Origin of the sequence: Hamadaea sp. (assembly GCF_013362815.1) — a bacterium.
In the GTDB taxonomy this organism is placed as follows: domain Bacteria; phylum Actinomycetota; class Actinomycetes; order Mycobacteriales; family Micromonosporaceae; genus Hamadaea.
In genome coordinates this window covers 390,197-411,388 of sequence record NZ_JABFVK010000013.1, presented here as the reverse complement: position 1 = coordinate 411,388, position 21,192 = coordinate 390,197, and the positions used below count along the sequence as shown (strand labels likewise).

General features: G+C 68.9%; 24 protein-coding genes. 15 read left to right on the top strand and 9 right to left on the bottom strand.

Annotated elements, in window-relative coordinates; genetic code table 11:
- Window positions 1-48 precede the first annotated feature (48 nt).
- Together nifJ and HOV77_RS06815 are read left to right on the top strand one after the other, a co-directional pair.
- A complete protein-coding gene (gene nifJ / locus HOV77_RS06820) occupies window positions 49-3,597 on the top strand; it encodes a pyruvate:ferredoxin (flavodoxin) oxidoreductase (RefSeq protein WP_290859093.1) in 3,549 nt (1,182 codons plus the stop codon).
- Window positions 3,597-4,604, top strand: coding sequence for a dihydroorotate dehydrogenase-like protein (locus HOV77_RS06815; protein ID WP_290859092.1), 1,008 nt, complete (start codon window positions 3,597-3,599; stop codon window positions 4,602-4,604). The genes nifJ and HOV77_RS06815 overlap by 1 nt, the downstream gene beginning before the upstream one ends.
- On the opposite strand, the gene HOV77_RS06810 is transcribed toward HOV77_RS06815, so the two are convergent.
- Window positions 4,558-4,983, bottom strand: a complete 426-nt coding sequence (locus tag HOV77_RS06810) for a nitroreductase/quinone reductase family protein (RefSeq protein WP_290859091.1) — start codon at window positions 4,981-4,983, stop codon at window positions 4,558-4,560. The genes HOV77_RS06815 and HOV77_RS06810 overlap by 47 nt on opposite strands.
- 67 nt (window positions 4,984-5,050) lie before the next feature.
- Window positions 5,051-5,335, bottom strand: a complete 285-nt coding sequence (locus HOV77_RS06805; protein ID WP_290859089.1) for a hypothetical protein — start codon at window positions 5,333-5,335, stop codon at window positions 5,051-5,053.
- Window positions 5,336-5,799: 464 nt separating this feature from the next.
- Between HOV77_RS06805 and HOV77_RS06800 the strand changes: the two genes are divergently transcribed.
- From HOV77_RS06800 to HOV77_RS06785, 4 genes are all read left to right on the top strand, one after another.
- Entirely contained in the window at window positions 5,800-6,162 is a 363-nt protein-coding gene (locus HOV77_RS06800) for a VOC family protein (protein ID WP_290859088.1), read from the top strand.
- Between the two features lie 366 nt (window positions 6,163-6,528).
- A complete protein-coding gene (locus HOV77_RS06795; protein ID WP_290859086.1) occupies window positions 6,529-7,383 on the top strand; it encodes a universal stress protein in 855 nt (284 codons plus the stop codon).
- 25 nt (window positions 7,384-7,408) lie between these two features.
- A complete protein-coding gene (locus HOV77_RS06790; RefSeq protein WP_290859084.1) occupies window positions 7,409-7,885 on the top strand; it encodes a universal stress protein in 477 nt (158 codons plus the stop codon).
- Window positions 7,886-7,911: 26 nt separating this feature from the next.
- On the top strand, window positions 7,912-8,919 hold the full coding sequence (locus HOV77_RS06785) for a hypothetical protein (RefSeq protein ID WP_290859082.1): 1,008 nt from the start codon (window positions 7,912-7,914) through the stop codon (window positions 8,917-8,919).
- A 43-nt stretch (window positions 8,920-8,962) separates the two neighbouring features.
- Here the strand turns inward: HOV77_RS06785 and HOV77_RS06780 are convergent, their stop codons facing one another.
- Window positions 8,963-9,226 carry a hypothetical protein gene (locus HOV77_RS06780; RefSeq protein ID WP_290859080.1) on the bottom strand — a complete coding sequence of 88 codons (264 nt, stop codon included), beginning with the start codon at window positions 9,224-9,226 and terminating at the stop codon, window positions 8,963-8,965.
- A 165-nt stretch (window positions 9,227-9,391) separates the two neighbouring features.
- Window positions 9,392-9,817: a hypothetical protein gene (locus HOV77_RS06775; RefSeq protein WP_290859078.1), complete on the bottom strand. Its 426-nt coding sequence runs from the start codon at window positions 9,815-9,817 to the stop codon at window positions 9,392-9,394.
- 465 nt (window positions 9,818-10,282) lie between these two features.
- On the opposite strand from HOV77_RS06775, the gene HOV77_RS06770 reads away from it, so the two are divergent.
- The 6 genes from HOV77_RS06770 to HOV77_RS06745 all read left to right on the top strand — a co-directional run bounded on the left by HOV77_RS06770 (window position 10,283) and on the right by HOV77_RS06745 (window position 15,343).
- The gene (locus HOV77_RS06770; protein WP_290859073.1) at window positions 10,283-10,981 is read left to right on the top strand and encodes a hypothetical protein; all 699 of its coding nucleotides are present in this window, start codon (window positions 10,283-10,285) and stop codon (window positions 10,979-10,981) included.
- Window positions 10,982-11,123: 142 nt separating this feature from the next.
- On the top strand, window positions 11,124-11,933 hold the full coding sequence (locus HOV77_RS06765; protein WP_290859067.1) for a hypothetical protein: 810 nt from the start codon (window positions 11,124-11,126) through the stop codon (window positions 11,931-11,933).
- Window positions 11,930-12,262: a winged helix-turn-helix domain-containing protein gene (locus HOV77_RS06760; protein WP_290859065.1), complete on the top strand. Its 333-nt coding sequence runs from the start codon at window positions 11,930-11,932 to the stop codon at window positions 12,260-12,262. Before HOV77_RS06765 ends, HOV77_RS06760 begins: the two co-directional genes overlap by 4 nt.
- 397 nt (window positions 12,263-12,659) lie before the next feature.
- On the top strand, window positions 12,660-13,943 hold the full coding sequence (locus tag HOV77_RS06755) for a ferredoxin reductase family protein (RefSeq protein ID WP_290859063.1): 1,284 nt from the start codon (window positions 12,660-12,662) through the stop codon (window positions 13,941-13,943).
- Window positions 13,944-13,982: 39 nt separating this feature from the next.
- Window positions 13,983-14,567, top strand: a complete 585-nt coding sequence (locus HOV77_RS06750; RefSeq protein WP_290859061.1) for an FMN-binding protein — start codon at window positions 13,983-13,985, stop codon at window positions 14,565-14,567.
- The gene (locus HOV77_RS06745) at window positions 14,564-15,343 is read left to right on the top strand and encodes an FAD:protein FMN transferase (RefSeq protein WP_363259765.1); all 780 of its coding nucleotides are present in this window, start codon (window positions 14,564-14,566) and stop codon (window positions 15,341-15,343) included. The genes HOV77_RS06750 and HOV77_RS06745 overlap by 4 nt, the downstream gene beginning before the upstream one ends.
- Here HOV77_RS06745 and HOV77_RS06740 read toward each other — a convergent pair.
- Window positions 15,337-15,786, bottom strand: a complete 450-nt coding sequence (locus tag HOV77_RS06740) for a hypothetical protein (protein ID WP_290859059.1) — start codon at window positions 15,784-15,786, stop codon at window positions 15,337-15,339. The two genes, HOV77_RS06745 and HOV77_RS06740, sit on opposite strands and share 7 nt — an antisense overlap.
- 99 nt (window positions 15,787-15,885) lie before the next feature.
- Here HOV77_RS06740 and HOV77_RS06735 point away from each other — a divergent pair, with 99 nt between their 5' ends.
- Together HOV77_RS06735 and HOV77_RS06730 are read left to right on the top strand one after the other, a co-directional pair.
- Window positions 15,886-16,575, top strand: a complete 690-nt coding sequence (locus HOV77_RS06735; RefSeq protein ID WP_290859057.1) for a response regulator transcription factor — start codon at window positions 15,886-15,888, stop codon at window positions 16,573-16,575.
- 7 nt (window positions 16,576-16,582) lie between these two features.
- Complete coding sequence (locus HOV77_RS06730) at window positions 16,583-17,899, top strand: HAMP domain-containing sensor histidine kinase (protein WP_290859055.1); 1,317 nt, start codon at window positions 16,583-16,585, stop codon at window positions 17,897-17,899.
- 6 nt (window positions 17,900-17,905) lie between these two features.
- Here the strand turns inward: HOV77_RS06730 and HOV77_RS06725 are convergent, their stop codons facing one another.
- Entirely contained in the window at window positions 17,906-18,103 is a 198-nt protein-coding gene (locus tag HOV77_RS06725) for a DUF1918 domain-containing protein (protein ID WP_290859053.1), read from the bottom strand.
- 107 nt (window positions 18,104-18,210) lie between these two features.
- Here HOV77_RS06725 and HOV77_RS06720 point away from each other — a divergent pair, with 107 nt between their 5' ends.
- Window positions 18,211-19,077, top strand: coding sequence for a universal stress protein (locus tag HOV77_RS06720; protein ID WP_290859051.1), 867 nt, complete (start codon window positions 18,211-18,213; stop codon window positions 19,075-19,077).
- A gap of 2 nt (window positions 19,078-19,079) precedes the next feature.
- Here the strand turns inward: HOV77_RS06720 and HOV77_RS06715 are convergent, their stop codons facing one another.
- The 3 genes from HOV77_RS06715 to HOV77_RS06705 are packed head-to-tail and all read right to left on the bottom strand — an operon-like array spanning window position 19,080 to window position 21,183.
- On the bottom strand, window positions 19,080-20,180 hold the full coding sequence (locus tag HOV77_RS06715; protein WP_290859048.1) for a hypothetical protein: 1,101 nt from the start codon (window positions 20,178-20,180) through the stop codon (window positions 19,080-19,082).
- Entirely contained in the window at window positions 20,177-20,701 is a 525-nt protein-coding gene (locus tag HOV77_RS06710) for a flavodoxin domain-containing protein (protein ID WP_290859044.1), read from the bottom strand. Before HOV77_RS06710 ends, HOV77_RS06715 begins: the two co-directional genes overlap by 4 nt.
- On the bottom strand, window positions 20,698-21,183 hold the full coding sequence (locus HOV77_RS06705; protein ID WP_290859038.1) for a Crp/Fnr family transcriptional regulator: 486 nt from the start codon (window positions 21,181-21,183) through the stop codon (window positions 20,698-20,700). Before HOV77_RS06705 ends, HOV77_RS06710 begins: the two co-directional genes overlap by 4 nt.
- Window positions 21,184-21,192: the final 9 nt, after the last annotated feature.

The following is a 21,192-nucleotide window of genomic DNA, read 5'->3' as shown; positions in this document are numbered from 1 at the left end:
TGCGTTCCGGCTCTACGACTGTGGCCCGGCCGGACCTAGCGTCGAAGAATGGACGATGAGTATGCGCTCGTCGACGGCAACGAGGCGGCCGCGCGAATCGCGTACGCGCTCTCCGAGGTCGTCGCCATCTATCCGATCACCCCCGCCTCACCGATGGGCGAGTTCGCCGACGCCTGGAGCGCCGCCGGACGGCCGAATCTCTGGGGCTCGGTCCCCCGCGTGGTCGAAATGCAGTCCGAGGCAGGTGCGGCCGGAGCGTTGCACGGCGCGGTGATGTCCGGTTCCTTGGGCACATCGTTCACGGCGTCGCAAGGGCTGTTGCTGATGCTGCCCAACATGTTCAAAATCGCCGGTGAACTCTCCCCAGCCGTGCTTCACGTGGCGGCACGGGCCGTGGCCACACACGCGCTGTCGATCTTCGGCGATCACAGTGACGTCATGGCGGCCCGCGCGACCGGCTGGGCGATGCTGTGCTCGGGCACCGTCCAGGAAGCCCACGACTTCGCGCTCGTCGCCCATGCGGCCACTCTGCGTACGCGGGTGCCGTTCGTCCACTTCTTCGACGGCTTTCGCACCTCCCATGAGATCGGCCGGATCGACCCGCTCAGCCGGGATGATCTTCGGAACCTTGTCCGGGAGGACGACGTGCTCGCCCACCGACGGCGGAGACTGTCGCCCGACCACCCCACGCTGCGAGGTTCGGCGCAGAATCCCGACGTCTTCTTCCAGGCCCGCGAGGCCGCCAACCCGTATTACGAAGCGGTTCCGACCGCTGTCGCCGACGTGTTCGACGAGCTGGCTTCGCTGACCGGCCGCCGATACGACCTCGTCGAGTACGCCGGCGCGCCCGACGCCGACCGGGTGGTGATCCTCATGGGATCCGGCGTGGGGGCTGCGACCGAGACGGTCGAGGAGCTGAATCGCATCGGCGAGCGGACGGGTGTCGTGACGCTGCGCCTCTTCCGGCCCTTCCCGGCGGCGCAGCTGGTCGCGGCGCTGCCGTCGACCGTCCGCCGGATCGCCGTGCTGGACCGCACCAAGGAGCCGGGGTCCGCCGGCGAACCGCTGTACCTCGACGTGCTCGCCGCGCTGGCCGAACACGGCCGGACCGGCATCGAGGTGATCGGGGGGCGCTACGGGCTGGCCAGCAAGGAGTTCACTCCGCCGATGGTGCGAGGCCTGTTCGACGAGCTGACGCAGCCCTTGCCCCGGCGACACGTCACCGTCGGCATCGTCGACGACGTCACCGGTACGCACATCGTCCCGGACCAGTCGTTCCGCGTGCCGACACGAGCTACCCAGGCGGTCTTCTTCGGACTCGGCAGCGACGGAACGGTCGGCGCGAACAAGGTCGGGATCAAACTGATCGGCCGGCATACCGGGCAGCACGTGCAGGGGTACTTCGTCTACGACTCCCGCAAGGCCGGCGCCGTCACCGTCTCGCATCTGCGGTTCGGGCCCGACCCCATCCGATCGGCGTACCTAGTGGACACGGCGGACTTCGTCGCCTGCCACCAGTTCAGCCTCCTGGACCGGATGAAGGTCCTCGACGTCGCCCGCCCCGGCGCTACCTTCCTGCTGAACAGCCCGTACCCCGCCGAGGACACCTGGCGACGGCTGCCACCCGAGGTGCGACGCCAGATTCAGGAGAAGGGCCTCGACTGTCACGTCGTGGACGCGTACCGGATCGCCCGGGAGGTCGGGTTGGGCGGGCGCATCAACACCGTCATGCAGTCCTGCTTCTTCGCCCTCGCCCGGATCCTTCCTGCGGAGGAGGTCGCACCCGTGCTGAAGGCGGCCGTCGCCACCGAGTACGCAAAACGCGGCGAGCCGATCGTCGAACGCAATCAGGCCGCAATCGATCGCGCGCTGGCCGAACTCACACCGTTGTGCGTACCAGTTGAGAAGGAAGCTGAACCCGGCGCATTGCCGGAGCCGGATCTGGAGCCGAACTTCGTGCGGAGGGTGACCCGGCGTCTGCTGGCCGGCGAGGGCGATCTGCTGCCGGTGAGCGCGCTGCCGGTCGACGGCGCCTTTCCGAGTGGGACCGCGCGGTACGAGAAGCGCGCGCTGGCTCAGGAGATTCCGATCTGGGACCCGAGCATCTGCATCGACTGCGGCAAGTGCGCGATCGTCTGCCCGCACGCCGCGATCCGCGTGAAGGTCTACGATCCGTCGGGTCTGGACGGTGCTCCCGAGGGCTTCCCGCACAAGAACTTCAGCGGGCCTGAGCTCAAGGGTTCCCTGCTGACGGTGCAAGTCGCGCCGGACGACTGCACCGGTTGCGGGATCTGCGTCGACGTCTGTCCGGCGATCAGCAAGTCGGACTCCTCCCACAAATCGATCAACCTCGCGTCCGCGCTGGAGCATCGGGACCGCGAACGCCCGGCCTGGGAGTTCTTCGAGCGGATTCCCGAGGTGGACCGGGCCGCCGTGCGATCCGACACGGTCAAGGGATCTCAGCTGCTCCAGCCGTTGCTGGAGTTCTCCGGCGCGTGCGCCGGATGCGGCGAGACGCCCTACCTCAAGCTGCTGACGCAGCTGTTCGGCGACCGGCTGATCGTCGCCAACGCCACCGGCTGCTCCTCGATCTACGGCGGGAACCTGCCCACCACGCCGTGGGCGCGCGACCAAGCTGGACGCGGCCCGGCCTGGGCCAACTCGCTCTTCGAGGACAACGCCGAGTTCGGCCTCGGCCTGCGGCTGGGCTACGAACAGCAGGTCGACGAGGCGCACCGGCTGCTGGCTCAGCTCACGCCCACCGTGGGCGCGGACCTCGTCCGGGCGATCCTCGACGCCGACCAGACGACCGAGGCCGGCCTCGCGGCCCAGCGCGAACGCGTCACGCAGGTGCGGGACCGGCTGGCGGCGCGCGAGCCCGGCGACGACGTCCAGCGGCTGCTCGAACTCGCTGACGCCTTGGTACGCAAGACGTTCTGGATCGTCGGCGGAGACGGCTGGGCGTACGACATCGGCTTCGGCGGCCTGGATCATGTGCTGGGCAGCGGGCGCGACGTCAACCTGCTGGTGCTCGACACCGAGGTCTACTCGAACACCGGTGGCCAGGCGTCCAAGGCGACTCCCCGTGGAGCGGCCGCCAAGTTCGCGTCCTCCGGCAAAGCCACCCCGAAGAAGGACCTCGGCGCGATCGCCCGCGCGTACGGCGACGTCTACGTCGCCCAGATCGCCTTGGGAGCCAACCAGATGCAGACGGTACGCGCGCTGCGCGAAGCCGAGGCCTGGCCGGGGCCCTCGCTCGTCATCGCCTACAGCACCTGCATCGCGCACGGCATCGACATGGCCACCTCGATGAGTCACCAGAAGACCGCCGTGGCCAGCGGCTATTGGCCGCTTTACCGATACCACCCCAGCCCGGCCGAGGGTGCTCGTCCCTTCCAGCTGGACGCGAAGCGGCCCACGATGCCGCTGGTCGACTTCACCCGCGACGAGGCGCGGTTCAGCATGCTCGAACGAAGCGACCCTGATCGGGCCGATCACTTGATGCGGCTGGCCCAGGCCGACGTCGACGAGCGGTGGCACTACTACGAACAGCTGGCGGCCGAGGAACGGTCGCTGCCGACCACCGGGGAGCCGTGATGACCGACTTGACCACCATGTACTTGGGACTGCGACTGCGTACGCCGTTGATCGCCTCCGCCTCACCGCTCACCGGTCGCATCGACACGCTGATCGAACTCGTGGAGGCGGGCGCGTCCGCCGTCGTCCTCCCGTCGCTGTTCGAAGAGGAGGTGGAGGCCGAAGCCTGGCGCCTGCACCATCTCCTCGACACCCACACCGACTCCTTCGCCGAAGCCTCCGGGTTCTTCCCCGACTTCGACTTCGGCGACTCCGGGGTGCACGGGCACGTCAAACTGCTCGGCGCGGCGAAGGACGCCGTGCACGTGCCGGTCATCGCCAGCGTCAACGGCGTCACCCCCGGCGGCTGGACCCGGTACGCCGAGACGCTGGCCGACGCCGGAGCCGACGCGATCGAGCTCAACCTGTACGCGGTCGCCGCTGACGCGCATCGGTCCGGCGTACAGGTCGAGGAGGACTATCTGAAGGTGATCGAGCTGGTCCGCAGCCGGGTCGACGTGCCACTGGCGGTCAAGCTCAGCCCGTTCTTCTCCGCGACCGCCCACTTCGCCCGCCGGGCCGCCACCGCCGGGGCGGACGCGGTCGTGCTGTTCAACCGCTTCTACCAGCCCGACATCGACCTCAGCACCCGAGAAGTGCGCCCGAAGATCGAGTTGTCGCAGCCGGCCGAGCTTCGCCTGCCGTTGCGCTGGCTCGCGATCATCCGGGCTCAACTGCCCGGCGTGGGACTCGCCGCCACGACGGGGGTGCACAGCGGCTTCGACGCGGCGAAGGCGATCCTGGCCGGTGCCGACGCGGTCATGATGGCCTCGGTCCTCCTCCGGCACGGGCCGCGTTATCTCGCCCGGATCGAATCCGAGCTCGAGGCGTGGCTGATCCAGCAGGACTTTCAGACCGTCGGCCAGGCCCGCGGCAGCGTCAGCCGCCCAGGTACGGCCGATCCGACGGCGTACGAGCGGGCTAACTATCTGCGTACGCTGGCGTCGTATCCGCGGCCGACTCGGTGAGACGCGGCGCGGCGCCCACCACGAAGACGATTCTGACCACCGGGACGCCATCCGGCGTACGCCGGAACACCCGCCGGTACGCCGCGCGAGCGGCGGCTGCCTGTGCACCCGTCACCAGCTGCGCGACACCGTCGTGCCAACGCCCGTCCAACAGCAGTTGCACCGGCCAGGGTGAACCCATGATCCGCCACCAAGACTTGCGGTCGGCATGTCCGGCGGCCACAAGAACCGCGCCTTCGCCTTCGGTGACGTACTGAACGGGGAACGTGTGGAGCCGTCCGGTCTGCGGTCCGAGGTAGCGCAGGGCGCAGAGGCGACTGTCTAGAAATGTGTGGAGCGGGCTTCGGAGCACCGCGAGCACCGCGACGTTGCCGGTCATGCCTTCAGCTCATCCCCTGAGACACCGGGTGTCACGAGGCTACCGGCCGTCACGACAGGGCAGAAGGTCACGCGCCTTCTTCGTAGACCGATTCCGGCTCGTGATGCAGGCCGAGGGCGGCGAACGCCTCGCGCCGCCGTTGCCAGGCGATGTTCTCCCGCTCGAGCAGGCTCGTGTACTGCGCGAGGTCCGCCTTGGTCGGCGTACCTGGCAGCGCGTTGACGAATTGTGTTGTCGCGCGGACCGCCACGAAATAGGCGTACGCGGCCATCTCGGCAGCCGACTGGTGGATGGGCGACTGCTCGTCCTCCACCTTGGGGGCCGCTTCCGGGGCTTGCACGAAGATCGTCATGGTCTCCTCCTACCTAACGCCTCGGACAGCGCATCCACCGCGCCGATCGGCCGGTGGACCGACGCGCGCGGCGACGGTCGGGGCAGCAGCCGGGCTGGGTGGCCGGCCCGCTCGCCGGCGCCTTCGCCATGGTGGTTGTCGCCTCTTCGCGTGTCATCGTCATGACTTGGGTTGTGATCTGGGTGAACATGATTTCCTCCGGCAGCTCTTTGAACGCTTACCTGCAATTCCACGCCGTCCTCGTCGGGCGTCCTAGGCGCTGAGGTCCCGTGTCCGCTGTACCGGCCGGCCCGTATTCGCCGGATCGGACGTCCCAAACCGGACAGCAGCTGACAGCGCGGGCGGGACCAACGTCCCCGCGAAGGAGGACCAGATCTCTGGTGCGCTGAGCATGGCCGGACAACGCTCAGTGAGAGGAGGCTTCGGTCCACCGCCGAAGCGCCGAACAGAGGAAGGAGGCCGTCATGGCGCATCCAGTCGTGCATTGGGAGATCGGCACCGACGACGCAGCGGCCGCACGAGAGTTCTACGCGAAGGCCTTCGGCTGGACGATGACCGACGCCGGGCCCGAATACACCATGGTCCCGGCGGCCGAGAACGGCCTGGGCGGGGGCATCATGCAGACGCGCGCCGGCATGCCGTCGTACGTGACGATCTACACCCAGGTGGATGATCTCGACGCGAAGCTCGCCGAGATCTCCGAGCTCGGTGGGCACACGATCGTGACGCCCACCGAGATCAATCCGACCGCTTCGTTCGCGATGTTCGCCGACCCGAGCGGCAATGTCCTCGGACTACTGCGGGCGACCGGCCCGATCGCTGGGTGAGACCGCGAAGACTGACGCGAACGGCGGCCGCGACGGCCGCCGTTCGCTGCTTCGGCAAGCCACGGCGAAGGCACCCGTCGGCGCGGTGAAGACGAGCAGTGTGTCCGACGGCTATCCCATCTTGATGATGGTGGATCTTGCAGGTCGACTGCTGATCTCGGTCCGTTGTGGCCACTGTCGCCTTCTTCGTCGGCGGGTGCCTACATCTAGGATCGCCGATGCTCATCGCTTCGTCCACGGCCTTGCGGCATGTCCTGCGCGGACCTTCGTCCCGTCGGCTGATCCGGCACCGGCCCAGGTACAAAGCCCTGACGGGAGGCACCATCGGCCCTACCTGGCGCACAGTGCGGCAGCGAAGGTAAGACCATGGAGACGAATGTCCATCAAGCAATCGTGGTGGGCTACGACGGATCCGCGTACGCCGATCGGGCGCTCCGCTGGGCGGCCGACGAGTCGTTGCGTACCGGCGATCCGGTGCGGTTGGTCCACGTTCTGCCGCCGCCTTACGACCCGGCGGCATGGCAGGTTGAGTTGATCGATCCGGCGACTCGCATGGTCGAGCTGGCTCGGGCGGAGACGGTGGAACGCAGTCCGCGGCTGTCCATCACCGCCGAGGTGATCGTCGGCGATCCGATCACGGTTCTGCGTGAACTATCGGCGGAGTCGGGTCTGATCGTTCTCGGATCCCGTGGGCTCGGCGGCTTCACCGGCATGCTCGCGGGCTCGGTCGCCGTCGCCGTCGCCACGCATGCCGCGTGTTCGGTCGTCTTGATCCGGCGATTGCCGGAAGGCCTTTCGCTGCCGGTGGTGGCCGGATTCGACGAGTCGGCCCACGCACTGTCGGCCGTCAAACGGGCCCTCGTCGAGGCAGCCGTACGCCGGGCTCCGTTGACGGTGGTGCACGCATGGCGCCCGCCGTTGCCGCGTCCGCGCACGAGCGAACCGTGGCGGGCTGAGGAGATCGCCGAGATCGAGAGTGCCGAACGAGAAGTCATGCACAGCCGGGTCGACCCACTGGCGAAGCAGTATCCGGATGTCTCGGTCGGTCTGCGTCTGGTCGCCGGGTCAGCCGGTTCAGCCTTGATCGCCGCGGCCGAGCGCGCCCAGCTCGTGGTCGTCGGTCACCGCGGGCGCGGCGGTTTCACCGGTCTGCTCCTGGGCTCCGTCGGGTTGCACCTCATGCGTCACACCGACTGCCCGCTGATGATCGTCCGCGAGTGATCGCGGCACGCCGAGGAGGCTTGTCATGAAGACGTACCGCATCGTCGTCGGCGTCGACGGCTCACCCAGCGGCGCTCGAGCTCTTCACTGGGCCGCAGAGCAGGCGCGCGTACATCACGGAACCGTGCAGGCGATGTCTGTCTACGACTGGGCCGGAACCGAGGCCGCGTTGTTGGCGGGGCTCGGGCCCGATGGCGAGCGGCGGCGGGCCGAGGACATCGTCAATGCCGCAGTCGCAGATGTGCGGCAAGAGTTCCCGGACGTGGCCATCGCAGCCGAGGCCGTTTTGGGCTCACCGGGCCGCAAGCTGAGCGAGGCGGCCGCCGACGCGGACCTTCTCGTCGTCGGCAGTCACGGGCGAGGTCGCCTGCATTCAGCGGTGCTGGGTTCGGTCGCCGAGTTCTGCGTCCGCCGCTCCCTCCGACCGGTCGTGGTCGTCCCCGCGCCGCATCCGCAGTCTCAGGCGACAACCGAGGTCGTCGAGCGTTTCGCCGCGAACTGAAACCCCGCAATACCAAGGAGGTTGCCATGCTGGGACTTCTGCCGCCGGTAATCGTCGTCGCGCTGATCATTGGCGGTTTCTACTACTGGGCGCAGCGACGTCGTGATCGCTCCGCCACGCCAGGGTCATCCGCATCCACCGGCGGACGGCGCATCTCGTTGATCACCGAGGCTATGGCCTACGTCGGGTCCATCCTGGTGCTCGCCGGCGCGATCACCGCGGTCGGCCAACGCTGGGACGACATGACCGACTGGGGTCACGTCGCCGTCTTCACCGGAGCGGCGTTGTTCTTCCTCATCATCGGACTGCTTGTCAGGCGGGTACGCGAGCCCGCTGTGCAGCGCGTAATCGGCGTGGTCTGGCTGCTCTCGACAGCCGGAGTCGCCGGCGCGGTCGGATTCGCCGCATATCAGGTCGCCGGCTGGACGGCGGAAACCACAACGCTCTCGGTAGGACTGGCGACCTCGGCGTACGCGGCCGTCCTCTGGTTGATCCATCGCGCCGCGCTGCAGAATGCCGCCCTGTTCACCGCGTTCGTCGTGACCATCGTCGGCGTGAACCTCGTCGCGGTCGGCGACACTCCTCCGTCGCCATCGTTCGTCTTGGCGTTGTGGGCGTTCGGCACCGGATGGGCCGTGCTCGCGTGGCGGCACGTCATCGAGCCGCTCTGGACCGGGCTACCGCTGGGAACAGTGCTTGCGCTGACGGCGCCCAGCATCGGAGTCGCCGACCACGGTTGGCTGTATGCCGTCGCGATCACTAGCTCGGCGGCGGTCATGGCGTTGAGCGTACCCACCCGCAACCCGCTCTTCCTCGGGCTGGGGACATTGGCGACCTTCGGCTATGTCACCGCCGTGGTGATCCGCTACTTCGGCGACCAGCTCGGCGTTCCCGCCACGCTGGCGATCACGGGCGTTCTCATCATCGCGTTGGCCGTCGTGAGCGCGCGGTTGATGCGCGCGGTCCGGCCGCGAACCGCCTCGCGGCAGCCCTCCGAACATGCCCTGACTAGAACACCGACCAGAACACCGTGATGGCGCACCATGGGCCGGGCGGGCTGCGGAGTCCGCCCGGCTGCTACATGCGCAACGGGTGTCGGGCCTCATCCCGCGATGCCAGCCTCTCCAACGCGTGCCGATACATTCCTTGCGTCAACGCTCCGTCGAGCAGCCGGCGAGTGAGCAGCCCCTCGGCGAGTTCGGCGGCCTCGTCCTCACTGATCGGCGGGGCCTCAACCGGCGTGTCATCGCGGGCCGGCACTCGATATACCCGCCCGATCGCACTCGTCAAGGCGAAGGCGATGAGGTACACCATTGCGAAGATCAACAATACGTACAGCATCAGGCCACCGCCGTTCTCTGCCGGCTTCCGGCGGAATGACCGCCGGTCCCAGTGAGCCACACGCGACAAGCCGAGCAGCAGGGCCCAAAGTCCTTCGACGGTCCGCCGTGGGGCCCCGTCTTTCGCGACGAAGGCGTCACATCGGTCGGACGTGACCCTCCGGGCTCATGATGTGGCCGGATCTAGGTCGATGACCACCAGCGGGTCGTCTTCGACGGCGAGATCCGGAAACCGCGAAGCGTAGATGCGGGCGGCGTCGCTCCGTTGCGGTGCATCGACACCGACGATTCGGCCCGTTCCGGTACGCACGACGCCCCGCAGAAGCACCTCCGTCCGATGCGGTTGCCGGAAGTTTCGCCACCACCGCTTGGCATCCGGCCGGCCGACGAGGATGACCAGGGTGTCGCCGTGCTGGGCGTACATGACCGGCAGCGCGATCTCCCTACGGCTACGCCGAGCTCGGAAGCGCAGCTCGCACACCTGACGATCGGCGAGCCGGTGGAGCCTCGGCGAATGCAGGATCCAGACGGTGAAGGCGTTCCAGACCTTCCACCGCGACCGGGCGGGATGACGAGTTCCCATGACGACCATGGGTCTCACCTCCTGTCACAGAACCCCATTTCCACCCTGACCCGCCATGCCAAGCCGGACCAGGGCATAAGGTCCCGCCCAGTACCCGCCTCGCTATCCGAGCCGGCCGAGCCACCCGAGCAGGCCGACGAGCACCGAAGTGATGCCGATCGACTCTCCTCCATGAGTACGTTCGCCCCTGCCGAGCCGGCACCGGAAAGCGGACCGTCGAAGGTGGAGCCGCGTGTCCGCGCGGCCAGGAGGCGAAACTCGATGAACACATCGTCACGCTCGCGACTGCTGATCGTCGTCGCGAGCTTCAGTCTTACTTTCTTCGCAGCGGCATGCGCACGCCACCAAACCGGAGCGGATGGCACGCCGTCGCCCAGTCCAACGGCATCGCAAACGGCCACGGCGAGTCCCTCGATCTCGCCGACCCCCACACCCAGCACGGCGACCACAGCCCCAAGCGGGCCGGTATGGCCGTTGGACATCCGGACTCTCACCGCTTCGACCCCGACGAAGGCGCCTGCGCTGACCGCCGTCCGGACCGGCCGGCACGAAACCTACGACCGTGTAGTCTTCGATTTCACCGGACATTTCGGTTCGGTACGGGTGGCGTACGTGCCGGTCGTGCACGCCGATCCCTCGGATGCGACCGTACCGCTGACGGGCAACGCGTTCCTTCAGGTGACCGTCCATGACGCGTACGCCCGCTGGGGCGGCCAGAGTCCGCACTTCAGTGGTCCCGACAGCGCGACGCCGGCGTACGCGACCTTGAAGCAGATCACGATCTCCGGGGATTACGAGAACGTGCTCAGCTTCGGGGTGGGCCTCGACCGGGTCGCCGGATTCACCGTCACGAGGCTGGCGTCGCCGGACCGGCTTGTGATCGACGTCGCGCACCAGCCACTGTGGCGGATGTGGCCGGACACCAGCCTGGCCCAGGCCAAGGCGGTGCAATCGGCGTTCGACGAGGGTCATATGCCGTGGCGCAGTTCGGTCGTCGCCGCGTACGCGAGGCAGGTTTACGGCTGGACCGATCCGCTGATCACCCGGATCACCGGAACGAACGAGTACTGGGTGTCGGCGAAGAACTCGCCGGACCGGATTCGTGTCCGGCAAGTATGGCCGTTCCTAGCCACGCACGAGGTCTCGATCGCCGAAATCGCCGACGTCCGGTGACTGGCGACCCCCATGGGACCATCCGTCCCCGCAAGCCCCAAACGAGGTGATTCGGTGCAGGTGGCCTGCCGTCCCGGAGGCCCGACAAGACATAGTCCGTCCAGACGCTCCCGCGATGGCCGTGGAGCGTAACGTTGGAACCGTGCTCACCTCGTCCATCGAGCACGACTGGCAGGAGGGCGTCTGGCTGGCGACGCTGACCGGTGACTACGACCGCGCCGGCCACGCCGACCTACGGCGGCTGATTCGCAAATGCCTCGCAGACGACCCCGCCGCGATCGTCGTCGACGTCACCGGCGTGACGCCGACGGCCGATGCGCTGATGCCGGTCGCGCTCGCCACCGAGCAACGCTGGGTTGCTCGCCACGGCGTCCTTCTGGTCGTGGTGCTGCCGGAAGACGAGCTGGCTCGCACCCCGGTCGGCCGGCGTCTGACCACTTCTCCCACCGTCGCCGCGGCTCGGTTCGTCGCCACCAGGATCACGCCCCACCGTTGGCTCCATCTCGCGCTGGAGCCGCATCCCGAAACCGTCAACTACGCCCGCAATCAGGCTGGCGCGGCCTGCTTGAACTGGGACGTGCCCTGGCTCCAGGACGCCGCTCGGCGCATCACGACCGAGCTGGTCGCCAACGCGATCGCCCACGCCGGGGACGGCGCGGAACTCACCGTCTCGCTGCAATCGGACCTCCTCCGAATCCGCGTACACGACCACAGCGTCCGGATGCCCGTCTTGCGCCCGACCATTTCGATCCGGGATTGGGAACAGCAGCACGCTCATGGGCTTCAGCTGGGCTTCAGCGGGTTGCGGCAGCCGCCACTGCGTGGGGCATGCGTGCGGTCGCGGACGGCAAGATCGTCTGGGCGACCGTCCGGGCGACGACGGCCCAGTTCTCCGCTCTGCCGACCGCACGGCGGACGCAGTCCGGAAAAGGCGTCGACTCGTATCCGGTGATCACCTTCGGCGGCCTGATCCTCGATCGGACGCTACGCGAGGTCACCTTGGACGGCCGGCCGCTCGACCTGACGCCCCGGGAATTCGATCTGCTCGGTTACCTGATGCGGCGTCCGGACACGGTGGTGACCAGACGTGAGCTGTTGACCCGGGTCTGGCAACGCCCCGTCGGCTCCGACGACCGCACCATCGACGTGCACGTCTCCCGGCTGCGCCGGAAACTGGGCGAGTCGCCGGCCTCGCCGTACTACTTGCACACCGTCCCCGGTCTGGGCTTGCGCCTGAGCACCCCTCCCGAGGGGGGGCCGCCACTCTCAAGACAGGGTTAATGCTCCTACAAGGCTTCCGTTCAGCCGTTGTGAGCGCCGACGGCGGTTGGTAGGACCGAAGGCGATGGACAACACCCGATCGCTGCACCGCGCCTCGCCCGGACCGCTCGACACGGCCCGGGCGGATCGTCGCCCTACCGAACCGCACAGCTTCGACGCCCGCTGGTCCGACCAAGGGTGGTCACGGGAGCCTGACCCCGAGTCGATGCGCGACTGGCTCGGGCTGGCTCCGACGACGACCCTCGCGACGCTCCCCTCCAGGCCCACCGAAGCTCTCGACCAGGGCGAACGGGTGCGCTCAGCCCCCGCGTCGCGCGCCGTTCCCACCCAGCGATCCGGCCCTCCGGAACAGCCTTCAGGGTCGTCGAGCCGATCGGGCCGGTCGTTCTTCCAGATCATGTTCTGGTTCACACTGATGACGAGCCTGGAGCTGTGGTGGCTGGACACCCCGGCGCGCTCGCTCACCAGCCCGGCTGACGTCTGGATCGCGACCGGACGCATCACCGGCCTGGCCGGCGGCTTCATTCTGCTGTTCCAGGTGCTCACGATGAGCCGCGCCGGCTGGCTGGAGCGCTGGATCGGCGCGCACGATCTCCTGATCTGGCACCGTGCCCTCGGCGGCTATCTGCTGTTCGCGATCCTCGCCCACGTCGCCGCCACGATCGTCGGGTACGCCTTGCTCAGCCACCAGCCGGTGCTTCACGAGACCTGGACGATGGTCACCACCTACGAGGACATGCTGAGCGCGACCGCGGCGACGGGCATCCTGGTCGCGATCGGCTTGCTGGCGATCCGGGCGATACGCCGGTTGATGCGCTACGAGACGTGGTATTACCTGCACCTGGCCAGCTATCTGATCTTGATCCTCGGCTACGGGCACCAGTTCGCGACCGGCCAAGAGCTCTCGATGCCCGGCTTCGCGCGTTCCTATTGGATCGCCCTGTACGTCTTCGTACTGGCCAACCTGGCGTGGGGTCGACTGCTGGCTCCCTTGGCGTTGAACGCCCGCCATCGTCTGCGCGTCACCGGGGTGGTCCCCGAGGGCCAGGACATGATCTCGATCTACATCGGCGGCCGGCGGCTCGACCGGATCAACGCCCGCGCCGGCCAGTTCTTCCGGTGGCGTTTCCTGGCCCGCGGCTGCTGGTGGCAGGCGCATCCGTTCTCGCTGTCGGCGGCGCCGAACCACGAGTGGCTGCGGCTCACGGTGAAGGTGGTCGGCGACCATACCGAAGAGCTGCAGTACCTGGAGCCCGGGGTCCGAGTCCTCGCCGAGGGTCCGTCGGGGGTGTTCACCGCGGACCGCAGGGTCAAACGCCGGGCACTGCTCATCGCCGGCGGAAGTGGCATCGCGCCGATCCGCGCGTTACTGGAGGACCTTCCGCCGGGCACGATCATGCTCTATCGCGCGAGCACACCCGCCGACGTGGTCTTCCGGCGGGAGCTGAATTGGCTGGCCAGCGAACGGGGAGCCGAGGTCTGGTACGTCATCGGCGGTCGCGACGAACCGGGCCCCAGGCACCTTTTCACTCCGGTTGGCATGAAAAAGCTCATCCCGGACGTCACCCGGCGCGACGTCTTCCTGTGCGGGCCGCCGGGCCTGGTGGGCGCGTCGCTGGAGACTCTGCGGCGACTGCGCGTTCCGCGTCGGCAGATTCACCTCGACCCGTTCGAATTCTGAGCATCCGCAACCACACCGGCCAAGTCAGGAGAAGCGCACATGCGCCGAGGAGTCGCGGCGATCTTCGCCACCGTGCTGGGCACCATGTTGATGATCGGGGCCAAGCTGGGCCATCACGCTGACGAGCCCGACGACCTGCCCGCGGACGTGCTCGCCCCAGCGGATGGCACGCTCGCGACCCAGTCGGCGAGCGCCGAGACCACCCCGTCGGCACTCCCGTCGGGATCGCCGCTGCCCACGAAGTCCAGCCCCGGCGCGGCCCCACCGTCCGCGACGACGAGCGTTCGCCCGGCCGCTTCGCCGACACGACCGGCAACGCCTGCCACGACGGCCGCAACCGGCCTGCGAAACGGCACTTTCGCGGGTGCCGGGGTCACCGAACGCTACGGCGTGATCAAGGTGACGATCGTCGTCAGCGGCGGAAGGATCACCAACGCCTCGGCCACCTGCACCAATCCCTGCGAGGGCGAGTCCGCGTCGATCAGCTCCAACGCCATCGGCAAGCTCAACGCCCGCGTGCTGACGGCGCAAAGCGCCAGCATCCAGTCCGTTTCCGGCGCGACCTACACCAGCTCGGCCTACAAGCAGTCGCTTGCGGCCGCGATCAACCAGGCCCGCGCATGAGCAGGGATACGCACACCGGCGTGCACCGCGTCGAGCAGATCATGGGCACCGCCATCAGTATCGAGATCGCCGACCCGCTGGCGGGCGACCTCGCGCACGATCTGGTGACGGCGGCGTTCGACTGGTTCCGGGAGGTCGACGCGCGGTTCAGCACCTACAAATCTGACAGCGAGATCTGCCGGGTGCACCGCGGCGAGATCAGGTCGGACGACCGTTCGCTACCGCTGCGGCACGTCCTGGACGAATGCCACCGGCTGTGGCGGGTCACCGGCGGCTACTTCGACGTCTTCGCCCCCGGGCGGCTCGACCCGTCCGGCTATGTCAAGGGTTGGTCGGTTCAGGTCGCGTCCGACGCGCTCGCCGCCGCAGGCGCCCCCAACCATTGCGTCAACGCCGGCGGTGACGTCTACGCCAGAGGCCACGCCGGCTCCGGGCAACCGTGGCGTGTGGGTATTCAACACCCCTGGGAGAAGGATCAGGTGGCCTGGGTCCTCGAGCTCACCGGCACCGCCGTGGCGACATCGGGCACATATGAACGAGGCCTGCACGTGATCGACCCGTTCACCGGCCGCGGAGCCGACGAACTCGTATCCGTCACAGTCGTGGGCGCGGACCTGGCCACGGCCGACGCGTACGCCACAGCGGCGGTGGCGATGGGCCACAAGGGCTTGGCCTGGCTGGGCGCGCTCGACGGCTACGAGTCCGCGGCGATCACCGCGGACGGACACGCATACGTTTCAGCGGGTCTGCCGGTCGTCGACGCCAGCTATCAGTGATCGTGTTCGTCATCGTGGCCCACGGCTACTTGCGGCGTACCGCCCGCGCAAGTCACCCGGAGCACGGCCGCCTCCGACCGGGACTCGAACTCGACCCGAGCGGTCTGTGCCGGGCCCCGGCGCACATTCTCGGCGCGATAGCCTTGGGCCGGGCTCCATGACACCAGGTAAGCGTGACCGTTCGCGCATCGAGCCACCACCGAGCCCGCGGCTGTCGTCAGCGTGCGCTCCACCGCGGTCGGGGCTGGGTCGATGGTGGGTACGATCGACGGCGATGACGCGGATCCAGCGGGGTCGAGCCGCATCGTGGTCGGGGGCAATCGCCGGTCGACGAGCGAGCTGCCGATAAGTGACAGGGCGAGCACCCCCACAGCGATCGCCGTGACCGCACCGGCGCCCCAGGCGAGCACCCCGCCGACAGCGCGGCTCGGCCTCCATCGCATACCGGCAACGATGACACATCGTCGGATAAGGCGCGGTTAAGCACGACATAGATTTCCGCCGCGCTAGGTGGCCGACGGCCCGGCCACTAGTGTGGCTGCGTGGCCCATCTGCTGCTGGTCGAGGACGACCCGGAGATCCGCCGCGCGCTGATCCGCGCGTTGTCGGACCGGGGTCACTCCGTCGCGAGCGCGGCCAGCGGTTTCGCCGCGCTGCAGGCCGCCGTCGACAGCCGCCCTGACCTGATCGTCCTGGATCTGGGATTGCCGGACGTCGACGGCCGCGACGTGCTGCGCATGCTGCGATCGGTCAGCGACGTTCCGGTGATCGTGGCCACCGCACGCGACGGCGAGCCGGCCGTCGTGGAAGCCCTGGACCTCGGCGCTGACGACTACGTGCACAAGCCCTTCGGAGCAGCACAGCTGGACGCTCGTATTCGAGCCGTGCTGCGGCGGGGCGGTTCGGCGGCCACCCGTGGCCCGATCGCCGTCGGTGGTCTGGTACTCGACCCGGTCACTCGTGAGGTCTCGATCGACGGCCGGGCGGTGGAGCTGACGCCACGCGAGTTCGATCTGCTCAGCTACCTCATTCAGCGCCCCGGAGCCGTGGTCACCAAGCGCGAGTTGCTCACCGAGGTCTGGCGTCAGCCGTTCGGCTCGGCCGACAAGACCGTCGACGTGCACGTGTCATGGCTCCGGCGCAAACTGGGAGAGCAGGCGGCCGCGCCGCGCTACCTGCATACCGTGCGGGGCGTCGGCGTCAGGCTGACCGCACCCGGCGACGAGGACTGACCGGTAGATGCGCGTACGCCTGATCCTCCTGGCCGTGGCCACCAGCTCGCTGGTGCTGGTCGGGTTTCTCGTGCCGCTCGCGCTGCTCGTCCGGTCGGCGGCCGCCGACCGCGCCGTGGCGGCCACCTCCTTGGAGGCCCAGACGTTCGTCCCGACCGTCGCCGCCGGCACCGACGAGACGATCCGCCAAGCTCTCGATCAAGCCAATGTCTCGGCCGCACATCCACTGACGGTGTTCCTGCCGGATGGAGCCACGCTCGGCGTGCCGGCGGTCCGCACGGCCGCAGTCGCCGAAGCCTCCTCGGGACGCAGCCTGACCGGCGACGTGCCGGGTGGCCGCGAGGTGCTCGTCGCGGTGCAGGGCCGAGCCGACGGCACGGCCGTGATCCGCGCGTACGTGGCGGACGACGAGCTCACGAACGGCGTCGCGCAGTCGTGGCTCGTATTGGGTGGATTGGGCTTGGGCGTGCTGCTCGTCAGCGTCGTCGTGGCCGATCGTCTGGCCAACGCCCTGGTGCGGCCGTTGGCCGGGGTCGGGCGGCTGGCCGAGCGTCTGGCGACCGGCGACCTGACGGCACGCGGCGAGGTCACCGGTGCCCGCGAGGTACGCCAGGTCGCCCTGGGCCTGAACCGGATGGCAGCCCGGATCGGGGACCTCGTGACTCACGAACGGGAGGCGGCGGCGGATCTGTCCCATCGCCTCCGAACCCCGCTGACGGCCCTGCGCATCGACGCCGAGGCGCTTGCCGATCCGGCCGAACGCGCTCGTATCGCGGCCGACACGGCCGCCTTGGAGAAGGCGGTCGACGATGTCATCCGGCTGGCGCGCCGGCCCGTTCTACCGACCGATTCCGGTTCTTGCGACGCCGTACGCGAGGTCCGGGATCGGATGGAGTTCTGGTCGCCGCTTGCCGAGGAGGAACAACGCGGCTTCGACGTGGTGCTGCCAACCGGCCCGATGATGATCGGACTTTCCGCCGACGAGCTGGGCGTATGCGTCGACGCCTTGCTGGGAAACGTCTTCGCTCACACGCGCGAAGGCACGTCGCTTCGAGCCGAGCTGGTCCGAGACGACCGTTCTGGACGGGTGGGCTTGACCATCACCGACCACGGCCCCGGCATCCCGGCGACACTCCCGCTGCAGCGCGGGGCCAGCGGCGACGGCTCTACCGGACTGGGCCTCGACATCGCCCGCCGGACGGCGAGCGCGGCCGGCGGGCGGCTGACCGTCGGACCGACACCGGGCGGCGGAACGACGGTCGTCGTCGACCTCGGGCCCGAACTGCACATCGAGCCCGGCCACATTCGCGGCCGGGTCCGGTGAAGGCCGTCAGACCGCGCTGTGCGCGGTTTCGATCCGGGCATCGCTGCCGGGGAACACCAGCGCCTCGTGTCCGTCGTCGAGCCACCGCACGACGTACGGCGGTGTACCGTCCTGGTGCCGCAACTCGATCACTATCCCGACGCGCCGCCGGTCGCCGACATGCGTGCCTTCCAGGATCAGCCGATCACCGAGTTTCGCGTTCATGCCCTCACGGTAGGAGCGCTGGCCTGGGCCCGTCACGGGTCCGGCGGCAGCCAGGTGGAGGTCTTTGGTCCCTGGCTGGCGACACCTCGCGAGACCAGGCTCGAGGTATGGATGAACGCCTCTTCGTCGTCGCCGGCATCGACGGCACCGGCAACAGCCTCCTCGCGGCCGACCGGGCCGCCGAGGAGGCGAAGCTGCGCGGTTGGCCATTGCGCCTGGTGTACGCGCTGGACCCGGATCGGCCGCTCGGCCCATCGAACGGCTTCGACCTGCTCACGACGGCCGCGGAGCGCGTACGCCGTCGGCAGCCCGACGTACCCGTGTCCACCGTGCTTGGTCTGGGCAATCCGGACGAGGTTCTGCGGAGTTACACCGCGGACTGCGGACTGCTCGTGTTGGGCAACCGTGGCCGGGGCGAGCTGGCAGGTATGCGTCATTCCGTGGCACTGCACCTGCTACCGACGTTGACGGTACCGCTGCTGGTTGTTCGCGTGCCGGGCCTGCCAGAGTTCTCCCAGCGATCAGCCCGATCGGTGGTGGTGGGCGTCGACGGCACGCCCAGCTCGGAAGCCGCCGCCACGGCAGCCATCGCCGAGGCGAGGCTACGCTCGGCGCCGCTGATCGCGGTGCATGCGACGATGCGCGAGTCGGCTTATTCGGACCGGACCCCGGATCCGTTGCACAGCGGACCGCTCGCCGATGACGAGCTGCTCTCGGGCGTCGCCCTGCGCCGAGTGCCGGTGGAGGTCGATCCACGGGCGGCCCTGCTGGGCTTCTCCCGCCAGGCGTGCCTGGTCGTGGTAGGCAGCCGGGGCCGGGGCGCGCTGACGGGGTACCTATTCGGATCCGTCGGGCAGGCACTGATCAGGATGGCGCATTGCCCCGTGATGATCGTCCGCCGGCCGTCGTCCGCTGCCGAGCGGGCATCGCGCGAAGGCGCGGCCCGCTCGTTGGCTGACAGCGCTGCGGCCTAGGTTCAGACATGCCGCACCAGTCCCCCGATGCCGTCCTGCAGTCGGCTTCCCTGAGCCGGGGTCAGCACCCTGATCTCGGCTCGGGACAGCAGCGCCGCCCGGACGGCGACGTCGACGAGGCGACCTGCCTTCGGATGGCCTTCCAGCAGAGGTGGTGCGGGCTTATCGACGGCGCACAATAGCTCGGGGCTGAACCAGCCGAGCCGGCTGTCGCCGCTATGGTCGACAACCAGGAGGGTCCCGAGGCGGCCTTCGGCCAATGCCGCGGCGGTCCGAATCGCGCCTCGAACCGCGTCTCCGCACGGTCCGCCGTGGTCCACCACGTGCTCCACGAGCGCGGCCGAACGGGCGGCCGCGTACGCGGTGAGCGCTTCGGTGACGGCGGACGTGTCGCCGGATCCGCCACCCGGCAGGTATCGCAGGGCCGGCGGACGTCCACCGCTCCGGAGCCGATCGCTGACCAACTGCACGATCCGCGGGTCACCGCTGATCAGCAACAGCTCGGCGTGCACGCGAGCCAGTTCCTCCTGGCAGGCGCTCGCGATGGCGAGCGCGTTGTGCCGCCATGAATCCTCGGCTCGCCGCTGTAGACGTGGCTGCTGACCGCCACCGGGAAAGCGACGGCGGATGTCGTCGTCGGGACCGGTCACGGTCCGTGGGAGCCCGACCATGCTTCCGGCCGGGTACGCCACTAGTTCTGCTCCTGCGCGGTCGGCGACTACCTGGACGTGCGCCGGATGCCGGTGCAGCCAGGCCAGCAACGGGACGACCCGAGGCGGAACACCGTATGCCGCCAGGTCAGGGACGCTCGTGTCGGGCATCGCCTGAGACAGCAGTATGTCGGCGCCCCGGGCGAAGACGGCGCAGCCACCGGCGTACTCGGGCATTCGGGCCAGGTGGCCGCCGACGGCGTCGACGGTCGCGTTGTCCGCGCCCTGGTCGCCGAGCTGGCGGGCGATGGCCCGGCGGCGCAGCAGGAACTCCAGGTCCCCGTCGTCAGCCGGGTCGCTGTGCGGTCCCCAGTAGACGGAGGCGACGGGCGTCGTCGGCCGGACGAGCTCGCGCAGGTCGTGCAGCCCGAGCGGCGAAATCGTGGTTGTCATAGGGGCTCCTTTCCAGCCGAGCGCAGGTCGGCGGCCAGGGTCGCGGCCCACGCGTGGGCACGATTCATCTCGCCGTCGCGCAACGGGCCGAGGGTGTGTTCGACGAAGAAACTCTGTGGCGGCTCCTGCACTGCGAATCCGCGGCGACGCAGCAGTTTGGCGAGGCTCGCGGCTGCCGATCCGGTGAGCCATCGCGGCTTGTCGAAGCGAGTGTCGAAGGTGGCCATCGCCGGCCTCCGGCTGGAGATGCCGACGGCTGCGGCCCATTCGCGGACTCCTGTTTCGGCCGAGATCACCGGCTTCTCCTTGGCGGCGCCCGCCCGCGACTGCGGGCGGCTCAGCCCGTGCCCATGCGTAGGTGCCCCCACGACGACGAGTTCTACGTCGTCAGGAAGGTCGACGGGTGCCTGGGACACCTCGACGAGGCGTACGCCCGCCTGGGGTCCGAACCCGCCGGCGATCGCCCGGGCGATCGACTCGGTGTTGCCGTACATCGACTCGTAGATGATGAGCACGGTCATGGGGTGCCTCCGATGAGCCAGTCGGGCGGCGCGTAGAGGTCAAGCAGCCGCATCCGTGTCTTTTGCAGGCGGTCCACGACGACCTCCATGAACCGCCGAGTCAGCTCGTATCCGAAGGCGGGGTCCTCCTCGCACAGGCGGCGGACTCCGCCACCGTCGACGACGACGGCGTGGACGAGATCGACGGCGGTCGCCGAGAAGTGCCAACGATAGGGCGGGAACATCCAGGACCAGCCGAGCACCGTGCCGGGACCGAGGGTTTCCACAGTGACGTCGCCAGGTCCGGGCAGGTGCGTCTCCAGGCGTACGTGGCCGTCGAGGATCAGCCAGAACCGGTCGGCGCGGCTGCCTTCGTCCAGAACCCGCGCGCCGCCGTGCAGGATGGACCCGTGCGCCCACACCGACAGCCGATGGAGGTGCTCGTCGGGCATGCCTTCGAGGAAGGGATGCCGCTTCAACAGGTCGAACGTCGTCTCGGCCATCGTCGTCTC

What these genes read in the sequence shown, in the direction of transcription:
- nifJ (WP_290859093.1), top strand. Translation starts at nt 49, where the DNA reads ATGGACGATGAGTATGCGCTCGTCGACGGCAACGAGGCGGCCGCGCGA.
- HOV77_RS06815 (WP_290859092.1), top strand. Translation starts at nt 3,597, where the DNA reads ATGACCGACTTGACCACCATGTACTTGGGACTGCGACTGCGTACGCCG.
- HOV77_RS06810 (WP_290859091.1), bottom strand. Translation starts at nt 4,983, where the DNA reads ATGACCGGCAACGTCGCGGTGCTCGCGGTGCTCCGAAGCCCGCTCCAC.
- HOV77_RS06805 (WP_290859089.1), bottom strand. Translation starts at nt 5,335, where the DNA reads ATGACGATCTTCGTGCAAGCCCCGGAAGCGGCCCCCAAGGTGGAGGAC.
- HOV77_RS06800 (WP_290859088.1), top strand. Translation starts at nt 5,800, where the DNA reads ATGGCGCATCCAGTCGTGCATTGGGAGATCGGCACCGACGACGCAGCG.
- HOV77_RS06795 (WP_290859086.1), top strand. Translation starts at nt 6,529, where the DNA reads ATGGAGACGAATGTCCATCAAGCAATCGTGGTGGGCTACGACGGATCC.
- HOV77_RS06790 (WP_290859084.1), top strand. Translation starts at nt 7,409, where the DNA reads ATGAAGACGTACCGCATCGTCGTCGGCGTCGACGGCTCACCCAGCGGC.
- HOV77_RS06785 (WP_290859082.1), top strand. Translation starts at nt 7,912, where the DNA reads ATGCTGGGACTTCTGCCGCCGGTAATCGTCGTCGCGCTGATCATTGGC.
- HOV77_RS06780 (WP_290859080.1), bottom strand. Translation starts at nt 9,226, where the DNA reads ATGCTGTACGTATTGTTGATCTTCGCAATGGTGTACCTCATCGCCTTC.
- HOV77_RS06775 (WP_290859078.1), bottom strand. Translation starts at nt 9,817, where the DNA reads ATGGTCGTCATGGGAACTCGTCATCCCGCCCGGTCGCGGTGGAAGGTC.
- HOV77_RS06755 (WP_290859063.1), top strand. Translation starts at nt 12,660, where the DNA reads ATGTTCTGGTTCACACTGATGACGAGCCTGGAGCTGTGGTGGCTGGAC.
- HOV77_RS06750 (WP_290859061.1), top strand. Translation starts at nt 13,983, where the DNA reads ATGCGCCGAGGAGTCGCGGCGATCTTCGCCACCGTGCTGGGCACCATG.
- HOV77_RS06745 (WP_363259765.1), top strand. Translation starts at nt 14,564, where the DNA reads ATGAGCAGGGATACGCACACCGGCGTGCACCGCGTCGAGCAGATCATG.
- HOV77_RS06740 (WP_290859059.1), bottom strand. Translation starts at nt 15,786, where the DNA reads ATGCGATGGAGGCCGAGCCGCGCTGTCGGCGGGGTGCTCGCCTGGGGC.
- HOV77_RS06730 (WP_290859055.1), top strand. Translation starts at nt 16,583, where the DNA reads ATGCGCGTACGCCTGATCCTCCTGGCCGTGGCCACCAGCTCGCTGGTG.
- HOV77_RS06725 (WP_290859053.1), bottom strand. Translation starts at nt 18,103, where the DNA reads ATGAACGCGAAACTCGGTGATCGGCTGATCCTGGAAGGCACGCATGTC.
- HOV77_RS06720 (WP_290859051.1), top strand. Translation starts at nt 18,211, where the DNA reads ATGGATGAACGCCTCTTCGTCGTCGCCGGCATCGACGGCACCGGCAAC.
- HOV77_RS06715 (WP_290859048.1), bottom strand. Translation starts at nt 20,180, where the DNA reads ATGACAACCACGATTTCGCCGCTCGGGCTGCACGACCTGCGCGAGCTC.
- HOV77_RS06710 (WP_290859044.1), bottom strand. Translation starts at nt 20,701, where the DNA reads ATGACCGTGCTCATCATCTACGAGTCGATGTACGGCAACACCGAGTCG.
- HOV77_RS06705 (WP_290859038.1), bottom strand. Translation starts at nt 21,183, where the DNA reads ATGGCCGAGACGACGTTCGACCTGTTGAAGCGGCATCCCTTCCTCGAA.